At 58.5% G+C, this 21,019-nt stretch carries 23 protein-coding genes; 9 read left to right on the plus strand and 14 right to left on the minus strand.

Annotation, left to right across the window (positions count from 1 at the left end; all coding sequences use genetic code 11):
- Positions 1-34: 34 nt before the first annotated feature.
- From VGK48_08400 to VGK48_08410, 3 genes are read left to right on the plus strand one after another with little or no spacing between them, the layout of a single operon-like run.
- Entirely contained in the window at positions 35-820 is a 786-nt protein-coding gene (locus VGK48_08400) for a hypothetical protein (GenBank protein ID HEY2381190.1), read from the plus strand.
- Positions 817-1,407 carry a hypothetical protein gene (locus VGK48_08405; protein HEY2381191.1) on the plus strand — a complete coding sequence of 197 codons (591 nt, stop codon included), beginning with the start codon at positions 817-819 and terminating at the stop codon, positions 1,405-1,407. The genes VGK48_08400 and VGK48_08405 overlap by 4 nt, the downstream gene beginning before the upstream one ends.
- Positions 1,404-2,498, plus strand: coding sequence for a hypothetical protein (locus VGK48_08410; GenBank protein ID HEY2381192.1), 1,095 nt, complete (start codon positions 1,404-1,406; stop codon positions 2,496-2,498). Before VGK48_08405 ends, VGK48_08410 begins: the two co-directional genes overlap by 4 nt.
- 161 nt (positions 2,499-2,659) lie before the next feature.
- On the opposite strand, the gene VGK48_08415 is transcribed toward VGK48_08410, so the two are convergent.
- The 14 genes from VGK48_08415 to VGK48_08480 all read right to left on the minus strand — a co-directional run bounded on the left by VGK48_08415 (position 2,660) and on the right by VGK48_08480 (position 13,913).
- Entirely contained in the window at positions 2,660-3,067 is a 408-nt protein-coding gene (locus VGK48_08415; protein ID HEY2381193.1) for a 23S rRNA (pseudouridine(1915)-N(3))-methyltransferase RlmH, read from the minus strand.
- Positions 3,068-3,070: 3 nt separating this feature from the next.
- Positions 3,071-4,000, minus strand: a complete 930-nt coding sequence (locus VGK48_08420) for a sigma-54 dependent transcriptional regulator (GenBank protein ID HEY2381194.1) — start codon at positions 3,998-4,000, stop codon at positions 3,071-3,073.
- A 39-nt stretch (positions 4,001-4,039) separates the two neighbouring features.
- Positions 4,040-4,465 carry a ribosome silencing factor gene (gene rsfS, locus VGK48_08425; protein HEY2381195.1) on the minus strand — a complete coding sequence of 142 codons (426 nt, stop codon included), beginning with the start codon at positions 4,463-4,465 and terminating at the stop codon, positions 4,040-4,042.
- On the minus strand, positions 4,440-5,057 hold the full coding sequence (nadD, locus tag VGK48_08430) for a nicotinate-nucleotide adenylyltransferase (GenBank protein HEY2381196.1): 618 nt from the start codon (positions 5,055-5,057) through the stop codon (positions 4,440-4,442). The genes rsfS and nadD overlap by 26 nt, the downstream gene beginning before the upstream one ends.
- Before the next feature lie 26 nt (positions 5,058-5,083).
- Positions 5,084-5,956 (minus strand): SET domain-containing protein-lysine N-methyltransferase, encoded by an 873-nt coding sequence (locus VGK48_08435; protein ID HEY2381197.1) that lies wholly within the window; start codon positions 5,954-5,956, stop codon positions 5,084-5,086.
- Positions 5,957-5,991: 35 nt separating this feature from the next.
- Positions 5,992-6,987: a GTPase ObgE gene (gene obgE / locus VGK48_08440; GenBank protein ID HEY2381198.1), complete on the minus strand. Its 996-nt coding sequence runs from the start codon at positions 6,985-6,987 to the stop codon at positions 5,992-5,994.
- 97 nt (positions 6,988-7,084) lie between these two features.
- Entirely contained in the window at positions 7,085-7,342 is a 258-nt protein-coding gene (gene rpmA, locus VGK48_08445; GenBank protein ID HEY2381199.1) for a 50S ribosomal protein L27, read from the minus strand.
- Between the two features lie 8 nt (positions 7,343-7,350).
- Positions 7,351-7,662 (minus strand): 50S ribosomal protein L21, encoded by a 312-nt coding sequence (rplU, locus tag VGK48_08450; protein HEY2381200.1) that lies wholly within the window; start codon positions 7,660-7,662, stop codon positions 7,351-7,353.
- Positions 7,663-7,753: 91 nt separating this feature from the next.
- On the minus strand, positions 7,754-8,653 hold the full coding sequence (gene xerC, locus VGK48_08455) for a tyrosine recombinase XerC (protein ID HEY2381201.1): 900 nt from the start codon (positions 8,651-8,653) through the stop codon (positions 7,754-7,756).
- Positions 8,654-9,508 carry an aminotransferase class IV gene (locus VGK48_08460; protein HEY2381202.1) on the minus strand — a complete coding sequence of 285 codons (855 nt, stop codon included), beginning with the start codon at positions 9,506-9,508 and terminating at the stop codon, positions 8,654-8,656.
- Entirely contained in the window at positions 9,475-10,788 is a 1,314-nt protein-coding gene (trmFO, locus tag VGK48_08465) for a methylenetetrahydrofolate--tRNA-(uracil(54)-C(5))-methyltransferase (FADH(2)-oxidizing) TrmFO (protein ID HEY2381203.1), read from the minus strand. The genes VGK48_08460 and trmFO overlap by 34 nt, the downstream gene beginning before the upstream one ends.
- Before the next feature lie 63 nt (positions 10,789-10,851).
- Positions 10,852-11,691 carry an acetyl-CoA carboxylase, carboxyltransferase subunit beta gene (accD, locus tag VGK48_08470; GenBank protein ID HEY2381204.1) on the minus strand — a complete coding sequence of 280 codons (840 nt, stop codon included), beginning with the start codon at positions 11,689-11,691 and terminating at the stop codon, positions 10,852-10,854.
- 39 nt (positions 11,692-11,730) lie between these two features.
- Positions 11,731-12,969: a HEAT repeat domain-containing protein gene (locus tag VGK48_08475; GenBank protein ID HEY2381205.1), complete on the minus strand. Its 1,239-nt coding sequence runs from the start codon at positions 12,967-12,969 to the stop codon at positions 11,731-11,733.
- A 17-nt stretch (positions 12,970-12,986) separates the two neighbouring features.
- A complete protein-coding gene (locus tag VGK48_08480; GenBank protein ID HEY2381206.1) occupies positions 12,987-13,913 on the minus strand; it encodes a cation diffusion facilitator family transporter in 927 nt (308 codons plus the stop codon).
- A gap of 82 nt (positions 13,914-13,995) precedes the next feature.
- Here VGK48_08480 and VGK48_08485 point away from each other — a divergent pair, with 82 nt between their 5' ends.
- The 6 genes from VGK48_08485 to VGK48_08510 form a co-directional block, all read left to right on the plus strand.
- Complete coding sequence (locus tag VGK48_08485) at positions 13,996-15,141, plus strand: acyl-CoA dehydrogenase (GenBank protein HEY2381207.1); 1,146 nt, start codon at positions 13,996-13,998, stop codon at positions 15,139-15,141.
- Positions 15,142-15,145: 4 nt separating this feature from the next.
- Positions 15,146-16,108: a phosphoesterase gene (locus tag VGK48_08490; protein ID HEY2381208.1), complete on the plus strand. Its 963-nt coding sequence runs from the start codon at positions 15,146-15,148 to the stop codon at positions 16,106-16,108.
- Complete coding sequence (locus tag VGK48_08495) at positions 16,105-17,244, plus strand: rhomboid family intramembrane serine protease (GenBank protein HEY2381209.1); 1,140 nt, start codon at positions 16,105-16,107, stop codon at positions 17,242-17,244. Before VGK48_08490 ends, VGK48_08495 begins: the two co-directional genes overlap by 4 nt.
- 63 nt (positions 17,245-17,307) lie before the next feature.
- Positions 17,308-19,725 carry a Tex family protein gene (locus VGK48_08500; GenBank protein HEY2381210.1) on the plus strand — a complete coding sequence of 806 codons (2,418 nt, stop codon included), beginning with the start codon at positions 17,308-17,310 and terminating at the stop codon, positions 19,723-19,725.
- A gap of 19 nt (positions 19,726-19,744) precedes the next feature.
- Positions 19,745-20,089, plus strand: a complete 345-nt coding sequence (locus VGK48_08505; GenBank protein ID HEY2381211.1) for a tetratricopeptide repeat protein — start codon at positions 19,745-19,747, stop codon at positions 20,087-20,089.
- A gap of 100 nt (positions 20,090-20,189) precedes the next feature.
- The coding region (locus tag VGK48_08510) for a cyclic nucleotide-binding domain-containing protein (protein ID HEY2381212.1) at positions 20,190-21,019 on the plus strand (830 nt) is incomplete at its 3' end.

The raw sequence follows: 21,019 nt of genomic DNA on the forward strand, positions 1-21,019 counted from the left end.
GTAGGGGCGCGCGAGGGGAAGGGAACGCAATGCGATGAACGACTTTTTGCCTCCAGACGGCCTGATCGCTGCGGTTCCGCCCTTGACGTCATTGAATAAGAAGGGCAAACCGAAGCAAAGGCGTCCTCACGTTGAAACCCAACTCGGCAGGCTCCGGGCGCTGCCGGCGGCCGAACTGCTGCCATGCGTTCCGGAAATGTTGCCGGAATGCGTGGTGCACTTCATCCAGAATCCCAAGGAAAACGGTGAAGTACTCACCGGGGCACTGCACCGGGAAGCCCATAAACGGGCCCGGCGGATCGCGTTCCGGAGAGTGTGGCGTCATCCGGATAACAAGCGGGAGCAGATCCTGACGGAAATCGACACCCGGCTCCTGAACCTGTTGCTCGGCAAAAGCAGCGATACCAACCTCGATTTCTACGAGATCGCTTTCGAGGCGGGCATTTCTGCCATGACGAAGAATGCGCTGCGCAGCCATAAACGCTCGCCGATGGGCGCCAAGCGCGTCTCGAATGAGACCCAGGAGGTCGATGCGGACGGCGAGCCGTTCGCAGACATCCTCGCGGCCCTGCCGGATTCCGGCGCCAGTCCCGAAGAGATCGCGATCCGGCGCCGGATGATCGAGTCCGCGTCCCGCTTCGTGAAAACCCGGCGGGAGTGGAAGGCGCTGGACCTTTATTACATGCAGGATCTGCCGATGCGGTCCGTCGTGCAGAAGATGAAAAGGACGGAGCACGACGTTTGGGATCTGCTGAAGTCCGGTATCCAGGCCATTCGCCGGGCGTTCGGCGTGGACCCCAGGGAAGGAGGAGCCCAATGAACCCGACACCCTCTTTTGAATATGTTTCGCATCTATTGTTGATCGAGGAGCCGGAGCCGACGCCGGAGGCATTGGCGCGCTGGCAGGAAATGTATCCGGATCACCGGGAGGCGCTGGCCGAGTTCTTCGAGGTGTGGGCCGAGGACCTGGCGTCGCCGGTGGAGGAGCTTCCTCCGATCGATGAGGCGGCCGAAGAGGCGGCGATCCAGAAATCGGTCGACTATGCCCTGGATGTGTTGCGCAAACAGGGCCGGCTGATCCCGAAGGACTATGTGGCGGCGATCCAGCCTTTCGACCAGGTGATCCTCGAAGCCGTCATCGAGCTGCGCGGCGCGGGCTATCACGGCAACATTGCGCGCCGGGCCGGCGAAAGGACCGGAAAGCACGTTCTGATGGGCGCCGCGTACGCGTCGCTGCTCCGGCTCGAGAAACTGAAGCTGCTCGTGTGGCGAGGCGCCGACCCGGTCAGCGAACCCCAGAACACAGGCAGACAATATTACATGGCCACGATGGCGGGAGAACGCTCGCTCGCACACGCGAAGGCGGCGGCTCAGCGCGAGGCCGGATACTTGGGAGAACCTGCATGAAAGCGGAAAAATCGTTCGAGATCCTTGTCCGGAATGCACTGCCGCACGCTTCGCGCGAGAGCTTTATGCGCGACCTGATGGAGAACACGGCGGCGACGCGGCTGCAAAAAACCAGGGAGTTCCTGAGGTACCTCGTGGTGGCGTATCGGGATCAGACCATCCAGGCATTCAACCGGTACTCGTTTATCGGCGTGTTTCTCCTGGTCGTGTTCTGCTTCGGCTTCTCGGCCATGCCGCTGGGCTACGCCGCCATGCTGATCGCGGTGCTCGGCGGCCTCTGTCTGCGCGACGGATATATGCATAACTGGAAGCTCAAGGACGGTGTGTCGAGCAACGCTCAATACCGCAATCAGTCCATCGGCGATGCGGGGGTCGCGGGCCTGTTCGCATTTGTGTCCGGAGCCGTGCTGCGCGGAGTTTCGCCATCCTCCGCCTTTGCCTTCCCCCTTCTGTGGCACGGCGCCGTCATCCTGATGGGAACGGTTTTCACGCTGAAGTTGATGCTCCGGGTGAAGCCGGAGCCGGATGCGCCCCTCATTAATAAGGATGACGATCCCAAAGCCATCTACAGCCGCGTGCGATGGCTCAGCTTTCTGTGGTTCATCACGTTCGATGGCATCGTGGCCTGCGGGGTTACGGACATCCCGCACTACTGGCCGGATAAACTGCGCGGCTTCGCACCGCTCTTCTTCTTCCTGACCTGGTGGACATTTCGGTATGAGCCGCTCGAACGCTTCCGGAAGCACCTCGTCGCGCGCGTGATGGCGGTCCTGGCGAAGCGCCTCGGAAGGAAGAAGTTTTATTGGGGGCAGGGTGCGACCGAGGTCATGATGTATGTGCTGATCGCCTTATCGGTCGCGGATTCCATTCTGCCGTGGATGACCTGCCGCGCGACCGCCGCCGCCAGCGCGGTGCAGGCCGCCGGGGCGCTGCTGTCGGGAAGCATCTCGTTAATCACGTGGAAGTATGTGAAGGAAGCGAATCGGGTGGCGGCGGAAGCGCTGAGGCAGGGGATAGAAAAGGAGCGCGCTGCGCGGGACTTTGAACGGACCATTCCCCGCCTTTCAAAGGCGGGGTGCCCGAGCGATTAAACGTTAGACCGCTCGGGCGGGGCGGTTGTCAAGGAACCGCGAAGCGCACCTTATTTTGTTCGAAGTTACTAACCTCCCCCGCGCCGCTAAGGAACGGGACCATTGGTTAATGGCGCAGCCATCCCGCCTTGCAAAGGCGGGGAATGTCGATCTCACCGCTTTCACCTCGCGTATGGGAGATTCTTGATAATCGTCAGCGCCCGATAAATCTGTTCCAGCAGCAGCACTCGCGTCAGGTCGTGGGTGAAAGTGAGCGGAGATAGCGACCACAGGACATCAGCCTGCTTCTTCATGCCTTCCGGCAGGCCCGCGTAATCTCCAATCATGAACACCAGCCGCCGCGGGTCGGACGTCATGTGTTGCTGAAGGAACTTGGCGAATCCTTCCGACGTCCATGCCTTACCCTTCGGGTCGAGCGCGACCACGCGATCGGACGCCTCCACCTTCAGCTCTTTCAGTTCGGCGATTTCAAGCGGGAGGAAATGCTTAATCCGCGCCGCATACTCTGCGCACAGCTTCCCCATCGACGGGTCTTTCGTCTTTCCAATCCAGACGACGCGCAGCTTCATCGCCTATTCCAGGCCGTATTTTTTCCGTTTTTCGAGCAGGGTCTTGCGGCTGATGCCGAGGATCTTCGCCGCCTTCACTTTCTTTCCCCGCGTCTGGCGAAGTACTTCAGCGATGTACTTTTTCTCCACATCTTCCAGAGTAGGCAACTTCGAAGCGGACGCTGCCGGCGAATACCACGCTGCCGGCAGCGTCTCCGGAGTGATTTCCTGGGACGGCGCCATCAGAATCGCGCGCTCCAGCGCATTGCGAAGCTCGCGGATATTTCCCGGAAACTCATATTGTTCGAACAGGCCGCGGCAGCCGTCGTTCAGTTTTGCCGTGAGTTTGTATTTCCGCGCCACTTGCGCGAGCAGGAACCCGGCCATCTCGAAAATTTCATTGCGGCGTTCCCGCAAAGGAGGCACGCGGACGGTTATCAAATTGAGGCGGAAGAAAAGATCCTGGCGGAAGATGCGCCGCTCGACGGCGTGGGCCAGCGGTATGCTGGAGAGCGCGACGATTCGCGCGTCCAGTTCGATGAACTTGTTTCCTCCGAGCCTGTAGAACTGTTTGGCCTCGACGACATTCAGCAGCTTGGCCTGGACCGTCAGATCGACGTTGGCGATCTCATCCAGGATGGCGGTGCCGCCCTGGGCCAGATCGAGTTTTCCGAGTTTGGACGAGACCGCGCCGGTGAAGGCGCCGCGTTCGTAGCCGAATAATTCGGATTCGACCAGCTCTTCGGGGAGCGACGAGAAATCGATCTTCATGCAGGGGCCGTCTTTGCGAGGACCGTTGTGGTGAAGCCACTGCGCCAGGACGTCTTTTCCGGTTCCGCTTTCGCCTTCGATCAGAACCGTGGTCGGCGTTTCGCGGATCCGTTCCAGCGTGCGATAAATCGTCATCATTGGCGAGTCCGCCGAGAAGACAAACGGATACGGCGGCTCGTTCATGCTGGACATGGATGCGTGCAAGTGTTCCTTATTTACGAATTAGAGCGCGCGTTGCGCAACCAGATCATGCGCATCGCGGCGCTTGCCGGCCCGCCACAGGCGTTCGAGATCATAGAACTCGCGTGACCGGGCCGAGAAAATGTGGACGACAAAATCCACGTAGTCGAGAAGGATCCATTCCCCTTCGCTGACCCCTTCGACATGCAACGGGCGAACACCTTCCCGCTTGAGCGTTTCTTCGATGTGTTCGGCGATGGTCTGGTTGTGGCGCGTCGAAGTACCGGTGCAGATCAGGAAATAATCCGTGAAAGAGCAGACCTCGCCAAGTTCAATGACAACGGGGTCCTGGGCTTGCTTGTCGAGCGCTGCTTCGATGGCGTCGGATAGTTGATTTTCTGTGTTGCTCAATTGTGGTTGTTCTTCTCCTTTTTGATCACGTTCATGAATAAAGCTTGTTTCTTTCAATGTAACTCCATACCAGCGGCGGCAGCCATTGGCGGACTTCCGCGCCTTTTTTGCAATCGCTTCGAATCTCGGTGGACGAAATCGGCTGCTTGACGAACGGCAGATAGAAAACAGTCGGGCGCTGCGGCAGCGTCACGGTTTGGTTTTCGCTGAGGATCTGATAGGGCGCGACGTCCTCGCGGAACGGGAACCCCGGACGGTTCACGATGACGAGGTGCGCCAGATCGAACAACCGGCGGAAACTCTTCCACGTCTCGATTTCCTGGTACATATCGGTCCCGATGATGAAGAGCAACTCGGAACCGGGATACGGTTTCTTCATCGCCTCCAGCGTTTCAACGGTATACCGTCTTTCGAGAGCATCTACCTCTATTGTAGACGCGCGAAAGCGTTCGATGGAGAGGGTCGCCAGCGCCACCATCGCAAAACGGTGAAACGGCGAGGTTATACTGCGCGACTGCTTGTGGGGTGGAGAGAACGCGGGGACGAAATGGACTTCATCAACGAGGAAAGTTTCAGCGACCGAGTGGGCTGCAGCGAGATGTCCGTTATGAATGGGATCGAAAGTCCCACCCAATATCGCAATCCTCATGCTTCGGGGCCGATTCTAGCACTTTTTCATCTTCTCGCCGATTTCTTTCGTGTCGGCCGCCGTTTGGCCGCCCGTTCCGTAAACCACAGCGGATCCTGCTTTGCCGGATCGCCGTTGTAGTTGATCGTGATCTGCTCGCCGGTCCGAATGTCCTTGATTGCGATGATCTCCATCATCAATTCATCAAGCATCTGCTCCAGCTGGGCGTTGGGCGAATACGAATGGTTGTAGATGGAGATGTATCCGAGGGCGATCGCCGCGTGTTCGTCGTTTATGCCCCAGTCGAATGCGTAATCCGACAGGATCGTCTTGGCCGCGTTCGGCCACTTCTTTTCGTCGATCGGAATGATCGGCGCCCGTTCGATCAATTCACCTTTAAGGAAGTCGCGGGCGGCAAACATGCCGCGGCCGTGTCCTGCGACAATGCCCAGGCGGACGCCCTTCGCGTTCGGATCGTGAGGAACCGGCACAACCCAGCGGTCGATGCGGCCGATGCACTTCGGCGTGCCGCACACGCAATCGAAGCTGCGGCGGTCATCCCATTTCGGCAGCGTGGCGCCGGTTTGCATGTACTTGTCGAGCGTAACCTCGTTGTACATGAGCGTGAGCTCTTCGCCCTTGTGAACCCTGCGGAGGGTGACGACATCGAGCTTTTTAGAGACGTAACAGTTCGGATCGCAGGAATGCTTCATATAACGAGCCGGAGCCTGCGGCACTATCCAGCGGTCGTCATCGATTTCGAAAGCGCTGCGAATTTCAGCCTCGGGAATCTTGCTGTAGGGGATGACGCGGCCTTCGAGGTGTTCGAGGGTGGCGGCTTCTTCGACAGTTTCAGAGGCAACGAGTCCGGGTCCGGAAGAAGTCTCGATGACGTGCGATGGATATGCTGTCGTTTTCATAGATAAAGATTCAGGATAACACTCGTGTAAATCCGCTAAGGATGCAGTTTCATGAAAATGGCGCGCTTCAAGTCGTCGAGGCCCTCGCCCGTGACCGAAGAAATTTTATGCAGCTGCAGCTCGTTCTTTTTGCACCAGCGCGCGAGCTTCTGAACCTTCTTTTTATCGGCCGCATCCATTTTGGTGGCGGCGATGATCTTCGGTTTTTTCGGCAGCTCCGGACTGTGCTCGGCCAGTTCGGCGTCGATGGCGTGAAATTCATCGATCGGATCGCGTTCGTTTCCGACCGAGACGTCGATCAGGTGCAGCAGCACGCGGGTGCGTTCGATGTGGCGAAGGAACTGAATTCCCAGGCCGTGGCCCAGATGCGCTCCTTCGATCAGTCCCGGAATGTCTGCAACGATGAAGGTCTTTTCGCCGCCATCGACGGAGACCACGCCCAGCTGGGGTTCGAGAGTCGTGAAAGGATAATCGGCGATTTTCGGCCGCGCCGCTGAAATCCGGGAAATCAGGGTGGACTTGCCCACGTTCGGGTATCCGACAAGGCCCACGTCGGCCAACAGCTTGAGTTCCAGCCGCAGGCCTTTTTCTTCACCGCCGGCTCCGTCCTGTGCCTTGCGAGGAACGCGATTGACGGAGGAAACATAGTGGGCATTTCCGTGGCCGCCTCTCCCGCCATGCGCTATGAGAACGCGTTCTTGCGGTTGCGTGAAATCGTGCAGGATCTCGCCGGTCTCATCATCGTAGACAACCGTGCCGACGGGGACCGTGACTTCAAGATCGTCTCCGTTCCGGCCGTGCCGGGTGCTGCCTTCGCCGTGACGGCCGCGATCCGCGCGAAACATGTGGTTATACCGGAACTTCAGCAGGGTGTTTTCGTGGCTATTCGTGACGAGGTAAATGCTGCCGCCGTTTCCGCCGTCGCCGCCGCTCGGGCCGCCGCGAGGAACGGACTTCTCCCGGCGGAACGCGATGCAACCGTGCCCGCCGTCACCTGCTCTGACTGTGATTTTTGCTTCGTCGATGAACATGGAATTGGCCGCAGATTACGCGGATAACGCAGATGGGCGCGCACCAGAATCTATCAATGCGCGCCCATCTGCGTTATCCGCGTAATCTGCGGCCTAACTATTCAACTGGTTGGATGGAGATGAATCGGCCCACTGCGCCTTTATCCTCGAACTGAACGATGCCGGGGATCTTGGCGAACAGCGTATCGTCTCGGCCGATGCCGACATTGATGCCGGCCTTGAACTTGGTGCCGCGCTGGCGGACCAGGATGGAGCCGCCCGTGACGAGCTGGCCTGCAAAACGCTTCACTCCGAGCCGCTGCGAATGGCTGTCGCGGCCGTTGCGTGAGCTGCCGACTCCTTTTTTATGCGCCATGAGTACTCCTAAACCGTGATGCTATCGATGCGGACCGCCGTGTAATCCTGCCGGTGTCCCGCCGTCCGTCGATATTGTTTTTTGCGCTTTTTCTTGAAGACCAGAATTTTCTTGGCGCGATCGTGCTCGAGAACGGTCGCCTGAATTTTCGCATTTGCGACGATCGGGCTGCCGACCTGGACGTTGCCCTCGTTCTCCACGAGCAAGACTTCGCCGAGCTCCACTTTGGAGCCGACGTCGCCCGCCACCTTTTCCAGCCGGATGGTCTGTCCGGGCGCTACGCGGTATTGCTTCCCGCCCGATCGGATCACGGCATACATAGTCGTATCCTCCTCACTAAAGACAAACCCCGATTATACACTGTTCAACAAAGAGGTTAGCCACAAATGGTGCAATAAGATCCGTTTTTGCTCATTTCCGCTTCGCCTTGGGGTGGGCCTTGTCGTATTCCGCGCGCAGGTGTTCCAGGCTGACGTGGGTGTATTTCTGTGTCGTTTTCAGGCTCGCATGGCCCAGAAGTTCCTGAATTGCCCGAAGATCCGCACCCCGCTCGAGCAGATGCGTGGCAAAGGTGTGCCGCAGCGTATGGGTGGACAGGTGGCGTCCGGAGAGGAGACTCAGGCGGGTCTTTTCAACGACGAACTGGACGCTGCGCGGATTCATCCGGCGGCCCCGGGTATTGACGAACAGGGGAGGGGGGCCAGCCTCCGCGGATTCGGAAAAGCGTTCGCGCTTCCGGACTTCGATATAGGCCGTGAGCGCCTGGGCGGCAAATTCGCCGAAGGGAACGATGCGCTGCTTTCGGCCCTTTCCGAGAACCTTTACAAGCCGCTGGGGCATGTCCAGGCTGTCATCGTTCAGGCCGACGAGTTCCCGCAAGCGGATGCCGCTGCCATACAGCAGCTCGAGGATGGCACGGTCCCGGAAATCGATCCATGCGGTGCCCTGCGGCGATTCGACCACGATCGCAGCTTCCGCTTCCGGCAAATACGACGGCAGTTTTTTCGGCAGGCGCGGTGTGGCAATCAGCTCCGCGGGATTGGCTTTCAGGCGGCCTTCGCGAACGAGGAACCTGAAAAACGTACGGATGCAGGCGAGCTTGCGCGCGACGGAGCTCTTTTCCAGCTTGAGTTCGTAGAGGTGGCCAAGGAAGTCTCGGATGGCGATATGGTCGATCGCTTCAAGGGCGATTTTCTTCGTTTCGATGAAAGCGGCGAAGCTCCGGATATCCCCCTCGTAGGCCACCAGCGTGTGCTCCGAAACCGCACGATTCCGCAGCGCCTCGACGAAGGCCTCGATTTCATCTTCCAACTAATCCTCCGCTGTCAGCTTGGGAATCGCCGCCCGGTATGCGTGCAAGAGCTGGAGAGTCACGGGACCGGGCTGCGCGTTGCCGACCGCTTTGCCGTCGACGCGCGATACCGGAACCACCTCGCGAGTACTGCTGGTCAGGAACATCTCATCGGCCCGGCCGATTTCATCCATCTCGAAGAGTCCTTCGACCACCGGTATTCCCAGTTCGCGCGCCAGATCCAGAACAACGCCGCGGGTAATGCCCTCGATGATTGCCGCCTCACGTGACGGCGTCAACAGCCTGCCGTCGCGCACCATATAGATGTTGCTGGTGATCCCATCTGATAGCTTGTCATCGGCGGTCAGCAGGATCGCCTCATATGCCCGCCTGGTCTTGGCCTCGCGCCGCGCCAGCACCTGATGAATCAGGCTTCCGGTTTTGATATCGGCGAACCGGGGGCTGCGGCGCACGGACGAGATAACCACCTCGACGCCTTCCCTGTAGATGCGTTCCGGCGGCGGCACCAGCGGCACCACAATGATAATCGGCGTCTGGTCAGTACAGGTCTCCACGTCCGCTGCGAGCTCGCCGACTCCTCGCGTAAACAACACGCGGATCCGGCATTCGCCGGCGAACATCGTTTTTCGAATCTCGTCGAGGGTCCTGGACTTCGTCCACGGCAGCGGCAGATCGATGGCGCGGGCGGAGTGTTCCAGCCGCGCAAAGTGCCGGGAAAACAGAAACGGTTTGCCGTCGTAAGTCCGCAACGTCTCGTACACGCTGTCGCCGAACAGCAGGCCGTGATCGAGGACGGAGATCTTCGCGTCCTCCGGCGAAGCTATGATGCCGTTGATGTTGATACGGGTGGGCATAATTCAAGAGCGCGCTCGCAAAGCAGGCGCTGCTTGTCATTCTTCGATATCCGTCGCGGCATGTCCATCGGCGGCAGCAGGCCGAAGTTGATGTTCATCGGTGCGAAGTGTTTCTGCGGAGTCGATATGTAGCGGCACAATGCCCCGATCGCCGTTTCGGCCGCGGGAACGACAGGTTCCTCGGACCGGAGTAAATGAACGGCGTTGATTCCCGCCAGCAGCCCGGACGCGACATTCTCGATGTAGCCCTCGGTGCCCGCAAGTTGTCCTGCAAAGAAGATTCGAGCGTCGCGCTTCGACGCCATCGTCGGATGCAACACCTGCGGCGCGTTGATATACGTGTTGCGATGAATCTGGCCGAGGCGGAGGAATTCCGCCTGCTCCAGTCCGGGAATCATCCGGAAGATGCGTTTCTGCTCCGAAAACTTCAGATGGTTCTGGAAGCCGACGATGTTGTAGCTCGATTGCATCAGGTCTTCCTGGCGGAGTTGTACGACAGCGTGAGGTATACGGCCTGTGGCAGGATCCTCCAGCCCGACCGGACGCATTGGCCCGAATCGCAGTGTATCGCGGCCGCGGCGGGCGAGTTCTTCGATCGGGAGGCACGATTCGAAATACTTCGCTTGCTCGAACTCGTGAATGGCGACGCTTTCGGCGGCGAGCAAGGCCTGGTAAAACGCGTCGTATTCCTCGCGGCTCATCGGGCAGTTGATGTAATCGTCGGCCGCCTTGCCGTAACGGCTCGCCCGATAGACTCTGGCGGCATCGATGGTTTCCGCGTCGACGATCGGGCTGATCGCGTCGTAGAAGTAGAGATGTTCGGAGCCGCAGAATTCGCGGATCCCCTCGGAAAGAGGCGCGGAGGTCAGCGGGCCGCTGGCGATGATGACGATGCCGTCGGCGGGGATCCTCGTGATCTCTTCTCGCACGATTTCGATATTCGGGTGCTGGGAGACGGCTTCCGTGACTCCGGCCGCGAACCGGTCCCGATCCACGGCAAGAGCGGAGCCGGCGGGCACGCGGACGCCATCGGCGATTTGAATAAGGAGCGACCCGAATCGCCGCAACTCCTCCTTCAGCAGCCATGAGGCGTTGTACGGCTGATTCGATTTCAGCGAATTGCTGCAGACGATCTCGGCAAGCCGATCGCTCTGATGAGCGCCCGTCTGCCGGCCCGGCCGCATTTCGAAGAGCCGGACACGCTCGCCGCGCTGCGCGATCTGCCAGGCAGCCTCGCTTCCCGCCAGACCGCCGCCGATGACAGTGATTGGAACGCCCATCAGGTTAGTTTAGCGACAAAATGACTATTTTCCGCGATTTAGCCATGTAGTCTGGCTGGAACGCTAATTCATGAAGAATTTAAGCGATTTCGTGATGAACGCCTTTATGTCTTTGCGGTGAACGATGGCGTCGATCATGCCGTGCTCGAGCAGGAATTCGCTGCGCTGAAAACCTTCGGGGAGCTTCTGGCGGATGGTCTGTTCGATCACGCGCGGACCGGCGAAGCCGATGAGGGCGCCGGGTTCGGCGATATTGAGATCCCCCAGCATCGCGAAGCTGGCGGTAACGCCGCCGGTGGTCGGATCGGTCAGGATCGAAATATACGGCAGACGTTTCTGATCGAGATGGGCGAGGGCTGCCGAAATCTTCGCCATCTGCATCAGGCTCAAGGCGCCTTCCTGCATGCGGGCGCCGCCCGAGCAGGAAACCACAACCAGCGCCGACTTGCTTTCGATGGCGCGTTCTATGCTGCGTGTGATCTTCTCGCCGACGACGGAGCCCATTGAACCGCCGATGAAGTTGTATTCCATGGCGGAAAGGACTACCGGAAATCCATCCATTCTCCCCTGGACGTTGACTACAGCTTCGAGCACGCCGACTTTCTTAGGCAACGTCGCAAGGCTGTCTTTGTACGGCTTGTTGGCCTTGAATTCGAGCGGATCGACCGAGTACAGCGACGAGTCGTGTTCGATCCAGCCTTCATCCATCAGGAGACCGATGCGGTCGTACGCGGGGATCTTATAGTGGTAGCTGCATTTCGAGCAGACTTGAAGGTTGCCTTCGAGGTCTTTTTTCCACAGCGGTTCCTTACATCCGAGGCACTTGATCCACAGGCCTTCGGTGACGACCCGCTTCTCCTCCGGGACCTCGATCGGCTTCTTCTCGCGCTTGAACCAGGTCATAAAACCAAGAATTATACCAGCCGCAGCCTAGCGGCCGGATCAGCGGCTCAATTTCCGGAGCGCGGCGACGGATTCGCGCACGACATCGGTATTCGGATCATTGTTGAGCGCGCGAATCTGATCGGCCGAAGAGGGGTCGCCGATGTTTCCGATGATTCGTGCGATGCCTGCGCGGACCTTGGGATTCGCGCTCTTGAGGTAGCGATAGAGCTCATTCAGGTCTCCGTCGAACTTGCCCAGCTCGAAGAGGTAGACTTCCACCTGGAACGCCTGGCGGGTATCGAGCGCCTGCGCGAGATTATTCATGTAGTCCAGATTGCCGGCCGCGGCGAGGCCGTAGGCGAGGGCATTCTGTACATTTGCCTTTTTCTCCTGCTCATAGCGCTGGCGCCAGTCTTTGGCACCGGGGTATTTGAGCCGGGCGAGACCTTCGGCAGCCAGCTCGCGGTAGTTATCGTCTTTGCTGTCCATCAGAGATTCGAACAGCGCAGTGCTCGCGGGATCGCGCAGCAGCGCAAGCGATTCCAGGGCGCGCGATTTGATAGCCGGGCTGGAATTATTTTTGAACATGTCCTCGAGCGTCGGCCGGGCGGCGGTATCGCCGACAAGGCCTACCGCAACGATCGCTTCGGAGACCACCGCTTTATCCGGATCCAGCAGGGCGCGCTCGAGTGCGGGGCCCGCCGACGGATCGCGCATGGCACCGAGCGTGCGGACGATCTCGGCGCGGACCGCACGGTGTTCCCGGTTCTGCGGATCTTGCAGCGCAGCGATCATCGCGGGAATCTGGTCCTTCGCTCTCAGTGAGCCGAGCGCTCGGGCGGCTTCTTCGCGCACTTCGTCGCTGAAGTCCTTCTGCATGGCGGCGGCGAGGGCTTCTTTCGTGGCCATATCGACCTGAACCTCCGGTCCGACGACCGGCGCGTTGGGCTGGATCAGGACGCTCTTGACCTTGTTGAATATCGTGCGTACCTGGCCGGTATCTTCAAGCAGGATGTACATCCGCAGCAGCGAATCGATCGCCTGCGAGCGGACATCCTTGTCCAGATCCGTGCGCAAGGTGTCGGCGAGGATCGGAATCGCGTCTTTGTCGCGGATCCGCCCGAGCGCCGCGACGATTTCTGCACGAGTTTCGCTCTTGGGTTCTTTTTTGAGCGCCGCGCCGAGTTTGGCGACGGCGTCATGGTTCCCGAGCGTCGCCATTTGTTCGATGGCCGCCTGCCGTTCTTTGGGGCTGGGGCTGTCGAGTGAAGGATTTTGAACGAGAACGAAAAGCACGAAAGACAGAAAGTAAGTCAAGGTGAATCCCATGCGCCGAAGTGGCAATTGCAGGACTCGAGAGGCTCCTGCTGAATATTGTGTTCGATTTGAATAGTGGTGTGATCGATGTGGAAATCTTCCCGGGCGACGCAATTCACCCGGGCGAGAAGATTCGTGCCGTTGTAGCTTTCATTCTCAGCCACGATGTGGCAGCTCATCGCCAGGATGCCGGAGGTCAGAGTCCAGACGTGGAGGTCGTGCACGGATCCCACGCCATCGAGATGTCCCAGCTGTTCCCGCAAATTGACAATATTGATGTGGGCCGGTGTTCCTTCCAGCAGGATGTCCACGGCGTCCCGGATCACGATCCACGAACTCCATAGAATCAGCACTGCAACCATAAGGCTGATCAGCGGATCCGCCACGACATATCCGCCGACCAGTATCGCGATACTTGCCAGGACCGCTCCCAGCGCGCCGATCGCGTCGGTCAGGACGTGGAAGAAGGCGCCCCGCACATTCAGGTTATCGTGGTGCTTGCCGAAAAGCACCCAGGCGCTCGACAGATTGGCCAGCAGCCCGATGAGTGCGACCACCAGCATCCAGTTCGCCTTGACCACAGCCGGGCTTTTGAGCCGGTTATACGCCTCATAGAAGATGTAAAATGCGACGAGAACGAGAAAGACTCCGTTTGCCAGGGCCGCCAGGATTTCAACCCGGTGAAATCCATAAGTCATCCGCGGCGTGGCCCGCCGTCCGGCGAATCGAATTGCGAATAGACTGAGAGACAAGGCCGCAACGTCGGTAAGCATGTGTCCGGCATCGGCCAGCAGCGCCAGGGAATTGGTGTACAACGCTCCGATAAACTCCGCCACCAGAAATATCGCCGTTATGGCAAGGGCGGTCTTGAGGCTGCCACCGGCGTGATGGTGGCTGTGTCCGGCATGCGAATGCGGCTCCATAATTGATAATTATAAACGGTGCCGAGGGCTGTTATAATACGCGATTTTCCTGCAGTGCAGTTTCCGGCGCGAGGTGTTGAAAATGAGTACTCCGCTGACTGTTCTTTCTGAAGACGAGCAACTGTTCCGGGAATCGTGCCGTTCCTTCGCGGAGGACCGCATAAAACCGCTTGTCCACAAGATGGATGAGGAAGCCAGGCTCGATAAGAGCGTGATTCCCGGCCTCTTTGAACTCGGTTTGATGGGGATACATATCCCGGAAGAGCTGGGCGGCGCCTCGGGAAGTTTTTTCATGTCGGTGCTGGCGGTTGAGGAGATTTCGCGGGTGGATGCCTCGTTCGGGGTGTTCATTGATGTTCAGAATACGCTGGTCAACAATGCGATCATGCGCTGGGCGAACGAGGATCAGAAGCGGAAATACCTTCCGCGGCTGGCAAAAGACCTGGTCGGCGCCTATGCATTATCGGAAGCGGAATCGGGCAGCGACGCTTTTGCGCTGGCGTGCCGTGCGGTGGATCAGGGCGAACACTTCCTGTTGAACGGAAGGAAGCTGTGGATTACGAATGCGGTGGAAGCCGGCGTCTTCATTGTTTTTGCGAACGTGAATCCGGCCGAGGGCTACAAGGGAATTACGGCATTTCTGGTGGAGCGGGATTTTTCCGGCTTCACGGTGGGCAAGAAGGAAGACAAGCTGGGCATTCGCGCTTCGAGCACCTGCGAATTGATCCTGGAGGATTGCAAGGTTCCGAGGGCGAATGTGCTCGGCGAAATCGGAAAAGGGTACAAAATCGCCATCGAAACGCTGAACGAAGGCAGGATCGGGATCGGCGCCCAGATGGTCGGTATTGCGCAGGGCAGCTGGGAATATGGGGCGGCGTACTCCAAAGAGCGGAAAGCTTTTGGAAAACCGCTGGCGGATTTCCAGGCTATTCAGTTTCAATTGGCGGAGACGGCGACGCAGATCGAAGCCGCCCGCCTGATGGTTTATAACGCGGCGCGTTTGAAGGATGCGAAGCGGGATTTCTTGAAAGAGGCGGCAATGGCGAAATATTTTTCGTCGCAGGTGGCCGAACATGTTACATCACTGGTCGTCGAGATCTATGGCGGGTACGGTTATACGAAGGATTACCCGGCCGAGAAATACTTTCGTGATTCGAAGATCGGCAAGATCTACGAAGGTACCTCGAACATGCAGTTGCAAACGATTGCCAAATATTTGTTGAAGTAAGCAGATGAAAAAAGTTCGAGTTTTGTACCACGACAATTGTTTCGACGGCGTGTCGTCGGCGGCGGTTTTTTCGCGCTTCTACCGGGCGCACATCGACGCGGCCGCGGAAATCGAATACGAGGGTTTGACCCACAAGGCGGGCCAGCATATCGCCGAAGATCAGTTCGGCGCCGGCGAGAACGCCATTGTGGATTTCAAGTATGCCGCCTCGGACCGGCTGACCTGGTGGTTCGATCATCATGAAAGCGCCTTCCTGTCCGCGCAGGACGAGGCCCATTTCCGCCGCGACCACAGCGGCTACAAATTCCACGATCCCAGCTACAAGTCGTGTACAAAGTTCATCGCACACGTCACGCGGACGGTATTCAACACCCCGATGCCGGATCTGGATAACCTGATCTACTGGGCGGACATCATCGACGGCGCGCAGTTTCCGGACGCCAGAACGGCGGTCGAGCTGAAAGAGCCCGCGATGCGATTGATGCTGGTCATCGAGGCGAGCCACAGCCCGGAACTGATCCACAAGATCATCCGCGAGATTCAACACAAGTCGCTGGCCGACGTGATCGCCGAACCCGAAATCGGTGCGATGTTCGAAAAGCTTTACAAGCACCATTTCGAATCGATCGAGATCATGCGCGGCGCCACCAGTTGTACGGATGGGGTGATCGAATTCGACGTCAGCGGGCACGACCTCGACGGCTACAACAAGTTCATTCCTTATTACCTTTTTCCTGAAAGCGTCTACAGTGTCGGAGTCAGCAAGTCGCCCATCCGGGCGAAGGTTTCCGTCGGAACGAATCCCTGGACCAACCGCGAGCACCGGCAAAACCTCGCCAAGCTGTGCGAGCAGTACGGCGGCGGCGGCCACGCCGTGGTGGCCGCGATCTCCTTCAAACCCGACGAACTCGACAAGGCACGGGAAGCGGCGAGCGAGATCGCGAAGACCTTACGCCGGGATCTGTGATTCAGGAAGACCATCTTCAGTTCCTCCAGGCTTTGTGGGCGCGGCGCACGCCCTACACGTATTTCTTTTTCGGCTTCAATATTTTCATTTTCATCCTGATGGCCTTTGCCGGCGGCAGCACCAACGAACCGACGCTGATGGCATTCGGAGTGAAGTCGAATCCGGAGATCGCGATCGGACAATGGTGGCGCTTTGTGACACCGATCTTCCTTCACATCGGGCTGCTCCACATCGGTTTTAATTCATACGCGCTGTGGGTTGTCGGACCGCAGGTCGAGAAGCTCTACGGCGGCGCGCGATTCGTTATTTTATACGTGCTCACGGGCATTGCCGGCGTCGCGGGAAGCTATCTGATGCATCCTGAAACCCAGTCGGCGGGCGCTTCGGGCGCGATCTTCGGATTGTTCGGCGTCCTGCTGGTGTTCGGCATCCGTCACCGGCACGAGATCCCGCCCTTTTTCAAACGGGCCGTCGGGACAGGTGTGCTGCCGGTGATTCTGATCAATCTGGTGATCGGATTCAGCATCCCGGCCATCGATAATTCGGCGCATATCGGCGGCTTGCTGGCAGGTGCCGCGCTGGCATCGGTGATTCGGTTTCAGCGTCCCGGTGAAGAAGAGAGTCCGCTGTTCACGAGCATTCAAATGGCCGTAATGGGCCTGATCGCGGTCAGCTTTTTTGCGGTCTGGAAGAATTACAACGGGCCGCATCTTTCGGTGCGGAACGTCGGCAGAGGTTTTACGCAGATTCTTACCACGGGTTCGACCACTGAAGAATTCATCAATGCCATCAACAACGCTCAGAAGACTTTTGAGGAGACTACCAACGAGCTGCAGGAGGGTCATCTCGATCGTCTTCCGGCCTTGAAGACCGCCACGGCGAAATCTATCGATGAGCTTCGGAAAAGCCCTTCACTGGCGGCCACGGCCGATCAGTTGACGGCGGACCTGCTGAAAGTCATGCAGGACCAGTACGCCGTGCTCGAAGACGTGCAACGCGCAGGCACCGTCACGTTCTCGGACGGGCGGCGCTTGAAAGAAAATGCCGGCCAATATGCCGCGGTTATGGCCCGGTTTTCGGCCTGGGTTCAGAAAGAAGGCCCGCGTTACGGCATCCAGATGGGAAGAGATCGTTAACTGGCGAAGTGCAAGCGTGATAGCGCGAAGCACAAACTTCTGGCATACTTTTTATCTCACGTCATGTTTAATCCGGAAATCCTCCTGAGAATCAGCAAAGAGGTCGGCGCGCCGGTTTCGCGCGTCGAAACAACCGTTAACTTACTCGAGGAAGGCGGCACCGTCCCCTTCATCGCGAGATACCGCAAGGAAGCTACAGGTAACCTCGATGAAGTGAAGATCCGTGATATTGACGACCGGCGCCAGTACTACACGGACCTGGAAGCCCGGCGTGCCACTGTCCTGGCTTCGGTTGAGAAGCAGGGCAAGCTGACCGACGATCTGAAGGCGAAGATCGTTGCCACCTACAGCAAGAACGAACTCGAGGATCTTTACCTCCCCTACAAGCCCAAGCGGAAAACCAAGGCGAGTCTGGCTATCGAACGCGGACTCGAGCCCCTGGCGAATTACATCTGGGAGCAGACCGGCGAGCAGGTCACGGGAGAATTTGCGCAGCAATTCATCAATCCCGAAAAAGAGGTGCCGACGGTGGAAGCTGCCCTCGAGGGCGCGCTCCATATCATTGCCGAGCGGATAGCGGAGACCCCCGGGATTCGAAAGCAGCTGCGGGAACTGATGCTCGGCGAGGGCAAAGTCCGGGCGAAGGTGGCGGCAGGCAAGGAAACCGAAAAGACCAAGTACGAGATGTACTACAACTTCGAGGAAACGGTTTCGAAGATTCCTTCACACCGCATGCTCGCGATCCGGCGTGGAACGCGTGAAGGCGTCCTCACGTTCAGCATTGACGTCGATAACGACAAGTTCATCGCGTCCCTCATTCCCCAGGTGGTCAGGGATCCGCAGTCCCAATTCGCTCCGCTCGTGGAGAGCGCCGCGCGCGATTCCTACGAAAGACTTCTGCTGCCTTCGATTCAGACTGAAGTGCGATCGATCTTGCGGGAACGCGCCGAATCCGAGGCGATCCAGGTTTTCGAGGAAAACCTGCGGACGCTGCTGCTGGCTCCGCCGGCCGGCTCGCTCGGCGTGATCGGAATCGATCCCGGGCAAAGAACGGGTTGCAAGATCGCTGTCGTCGACGAAACCGGAAAGTTCCTCGAAAATCAGACGATTTATCTCACCGAACCCAAGCTGGATCTCGAAGGCGCCGAGAAAACGCTCGTCGACCTGATTCAGCGGTTCAACGTGCGCGGTGTTGCGATCGGCAACGGAACCGGTTCGCGCGAAACGGATACTTTCGTGCGGACGGTCATCGAGAAGCACAAGATCGAGATCTTCGTCATTGTGGTGAACGAATCCGGCGCCTCGATCTACTCCGCCTCGAAGCGGGCGCGTGAAGAATTTCCGAAACTGGATCTGACCGTTCGCGGCGCCATCTCGATTGCGCGCCGGCTGCAGGATCCGCTCGCGGAGCTTGTGAAAACAGAGCCGAAGTCGATCGGCGTCGGGCAGTATCAGCATGACGTCGATCAGAAAAAACTGAAGCACAGCCTGGCGGCTGCGGTCGAGTCGTGCGTGAACCGTGTCGGCGTCGACCTCAACAGCGCGTCGGCGGATTTGCTGAAGTATGTTTCCGGAATCGGCGAGAAGCTGGCGCAGAATGTCGTGGCGTATCGCGACCAGCATGGACTGTTCAGGAGCCGCACTCAGCTCCGGGATATCGAAGGTTTCGGGGACAAGACATTCGAGCAGGCGGCCGGTTTCCTGAGAATCAAAGACGGTGAGAACCCGCTGGATCGCACGGCTGTACATCCCGAGTCTTATTCCCTGGTCGAGCGAATGGCGTCGTCGCTGGGCGTTTCGGTCGCCGAATTGATCGAGAATCCGGCACAGGTCAATGCGATTAACTACAAGGCGCTGGAAAGCGAGGCCGGCAAGTTCACCGTCGCCGATATCCGGGAGGAGTTGTTGAAGCCCGGACGTGATCCGCGCGAGAAATTTGTGGTGCCGAAGTTCCGCGATGACGTAAAGGAGATTGCGGATCTGAAGGAAGGCATGGAGCTCGAAGGCACGGTCACGAACGTGACGAATTTCGGCGCCTTCGTCGATCTGGGTGTGCACCAGGACGGCCTCGTCCACATTTCTGAGCTTTCGCACAAATATATCCAGGACGCGCGCCAGGCCGTAAAGGTTGGAGAAATCGTCAAGGTGAAGGTGATCGGCGTGGATTCCACGATGAAGCGCATCAGCCTTTCGATGAAGGCCATCATGCCGAAGCCGCCACGCCCGCCGCGCCGCAAGAAAATGAAGCCGGCTATTGAGGCAGCTGCGGCGCCGAGAGCCGCGCAATCCGCCGCGTCCGAAGCGGCGGCACCGGCGCCCGCGAGGCCCAGGCCGGACCGCCCGCCGCGCAAACCACAGCCGGCGCAACCGCAGCAGATCCGTCCGCCAAAACCTCCAATCGAGGCGCTGCCCCCGCCTTCGAAGCAGTCCATGGAAGAAAAGATCCGCATGCTTCAGGAAAAGTTCGGCCGCGCAAGATAGGCTTGGTAAACTACTTGGAATGACGAAGGAAGAATATTTCGAGCAGGCGGTGAACGCCTTCGGTGATGAGAAACTCGACGAATCGATCGAGTTCTATAAACAGGCCCTGGCCCTCGACTCCGCCTATCAGGACGCCCTCCACGGTCTGGGTATGGCTTTGTTCAACCGGGGGCGTATCGACGAAGCGATCGCTGCCGCCAAAAAACTGATTGAAATCGACCAGGATGACATCCTGGCCCACACCAGCCTCTCGATGTTCTACCAGTCCCAGGGACGCATCGAAGATGCTGAAAAAGAAGGAAATGTTGCCCGGATCCTGGGTTGGAAACAGGAGCTCCGCGGAAATCCCGGCCCCCCGCACTAACTTCTTTGACTTCCGCTAGCCTGAATGCGAGACTAGCGATACTCTCATCCTCGTTGAAAGGGCGCCAGGGACGGCGAAGTCGATAAAAAAATAAGAATCCATGTCCGCTGTAATTAACGAAACCGATCAGCTTGTTCAGTTCCTCAAGAACGTCAAGTTGTTCGCAGAACTGGGTCCAGACAGTCTTGCCAAGCTCGGAACCTGTCTCAAAACAGCGGAATTCCCTCCCAGCGAAGTCATCGTGCGCGAAGGCGCTCCCGGCGTATCGATGTACATCATCAAGTCGGGTCTGGTTGAGGTCCGGAAGAAGGACCCCGCAACCGGTATCGACTTTCTCGTTGCCCAGCTTTCGGCAGGGGCCGCAGTCGGCGAAATGTCGCTGCTGACCGGAAAACCGCGTTCCGCAACTGTTACGACGGTTCAGCCGACGGTCGTGTTCACGCTGACGCGTGCCGACTTCAGAAATCTGCTGACCCAGCATCCGGAAATCTCCCTCGGCCTGGCTCGTATTCTGGCGGAACGTCTCGAGGACGCTACGAAACAGGTCGGTATCGAGTACGTCAACCTGTTCAAAGGCAAGTTCGACCCCCGGGTCGTCGGTCTGCTTCCTCAGTCGTTGTGCCTGTTGCACAAGGTTGTTCCGATTTCGTACGTGAACAACTCGGTAACGCTGGCGATGGTCAACCCCTCGAACCTTCTCGCGTTCGATGATGTCCGGCGGTATATCAAAGGCGTCATCATCGAGCCGCAGGTCTGTACCGAAGAGGATTTCAAAAAGTTCATGGAGACGGTTTACCCCGATCTCATGGGCATTAAAGAGGAGAAGCGGGAAGCCGAGCAGAAGAAGGCAGACGATCGCGAACGCCGCAAGGAAGAAAGGAAAAAGCCGGCTGCCGAATTCCAGTATCAGAGTCTTGAAGATCTCCAGAA

This window comes from Terriglobia bacterium (assembly GCA_036496425.1).
Lineage (GTDB): Bacteria > Acidobacteriota > Terriglobia > 20CM-2-55-15 > 20CM-2-55-15 > 20CM-2-55-15.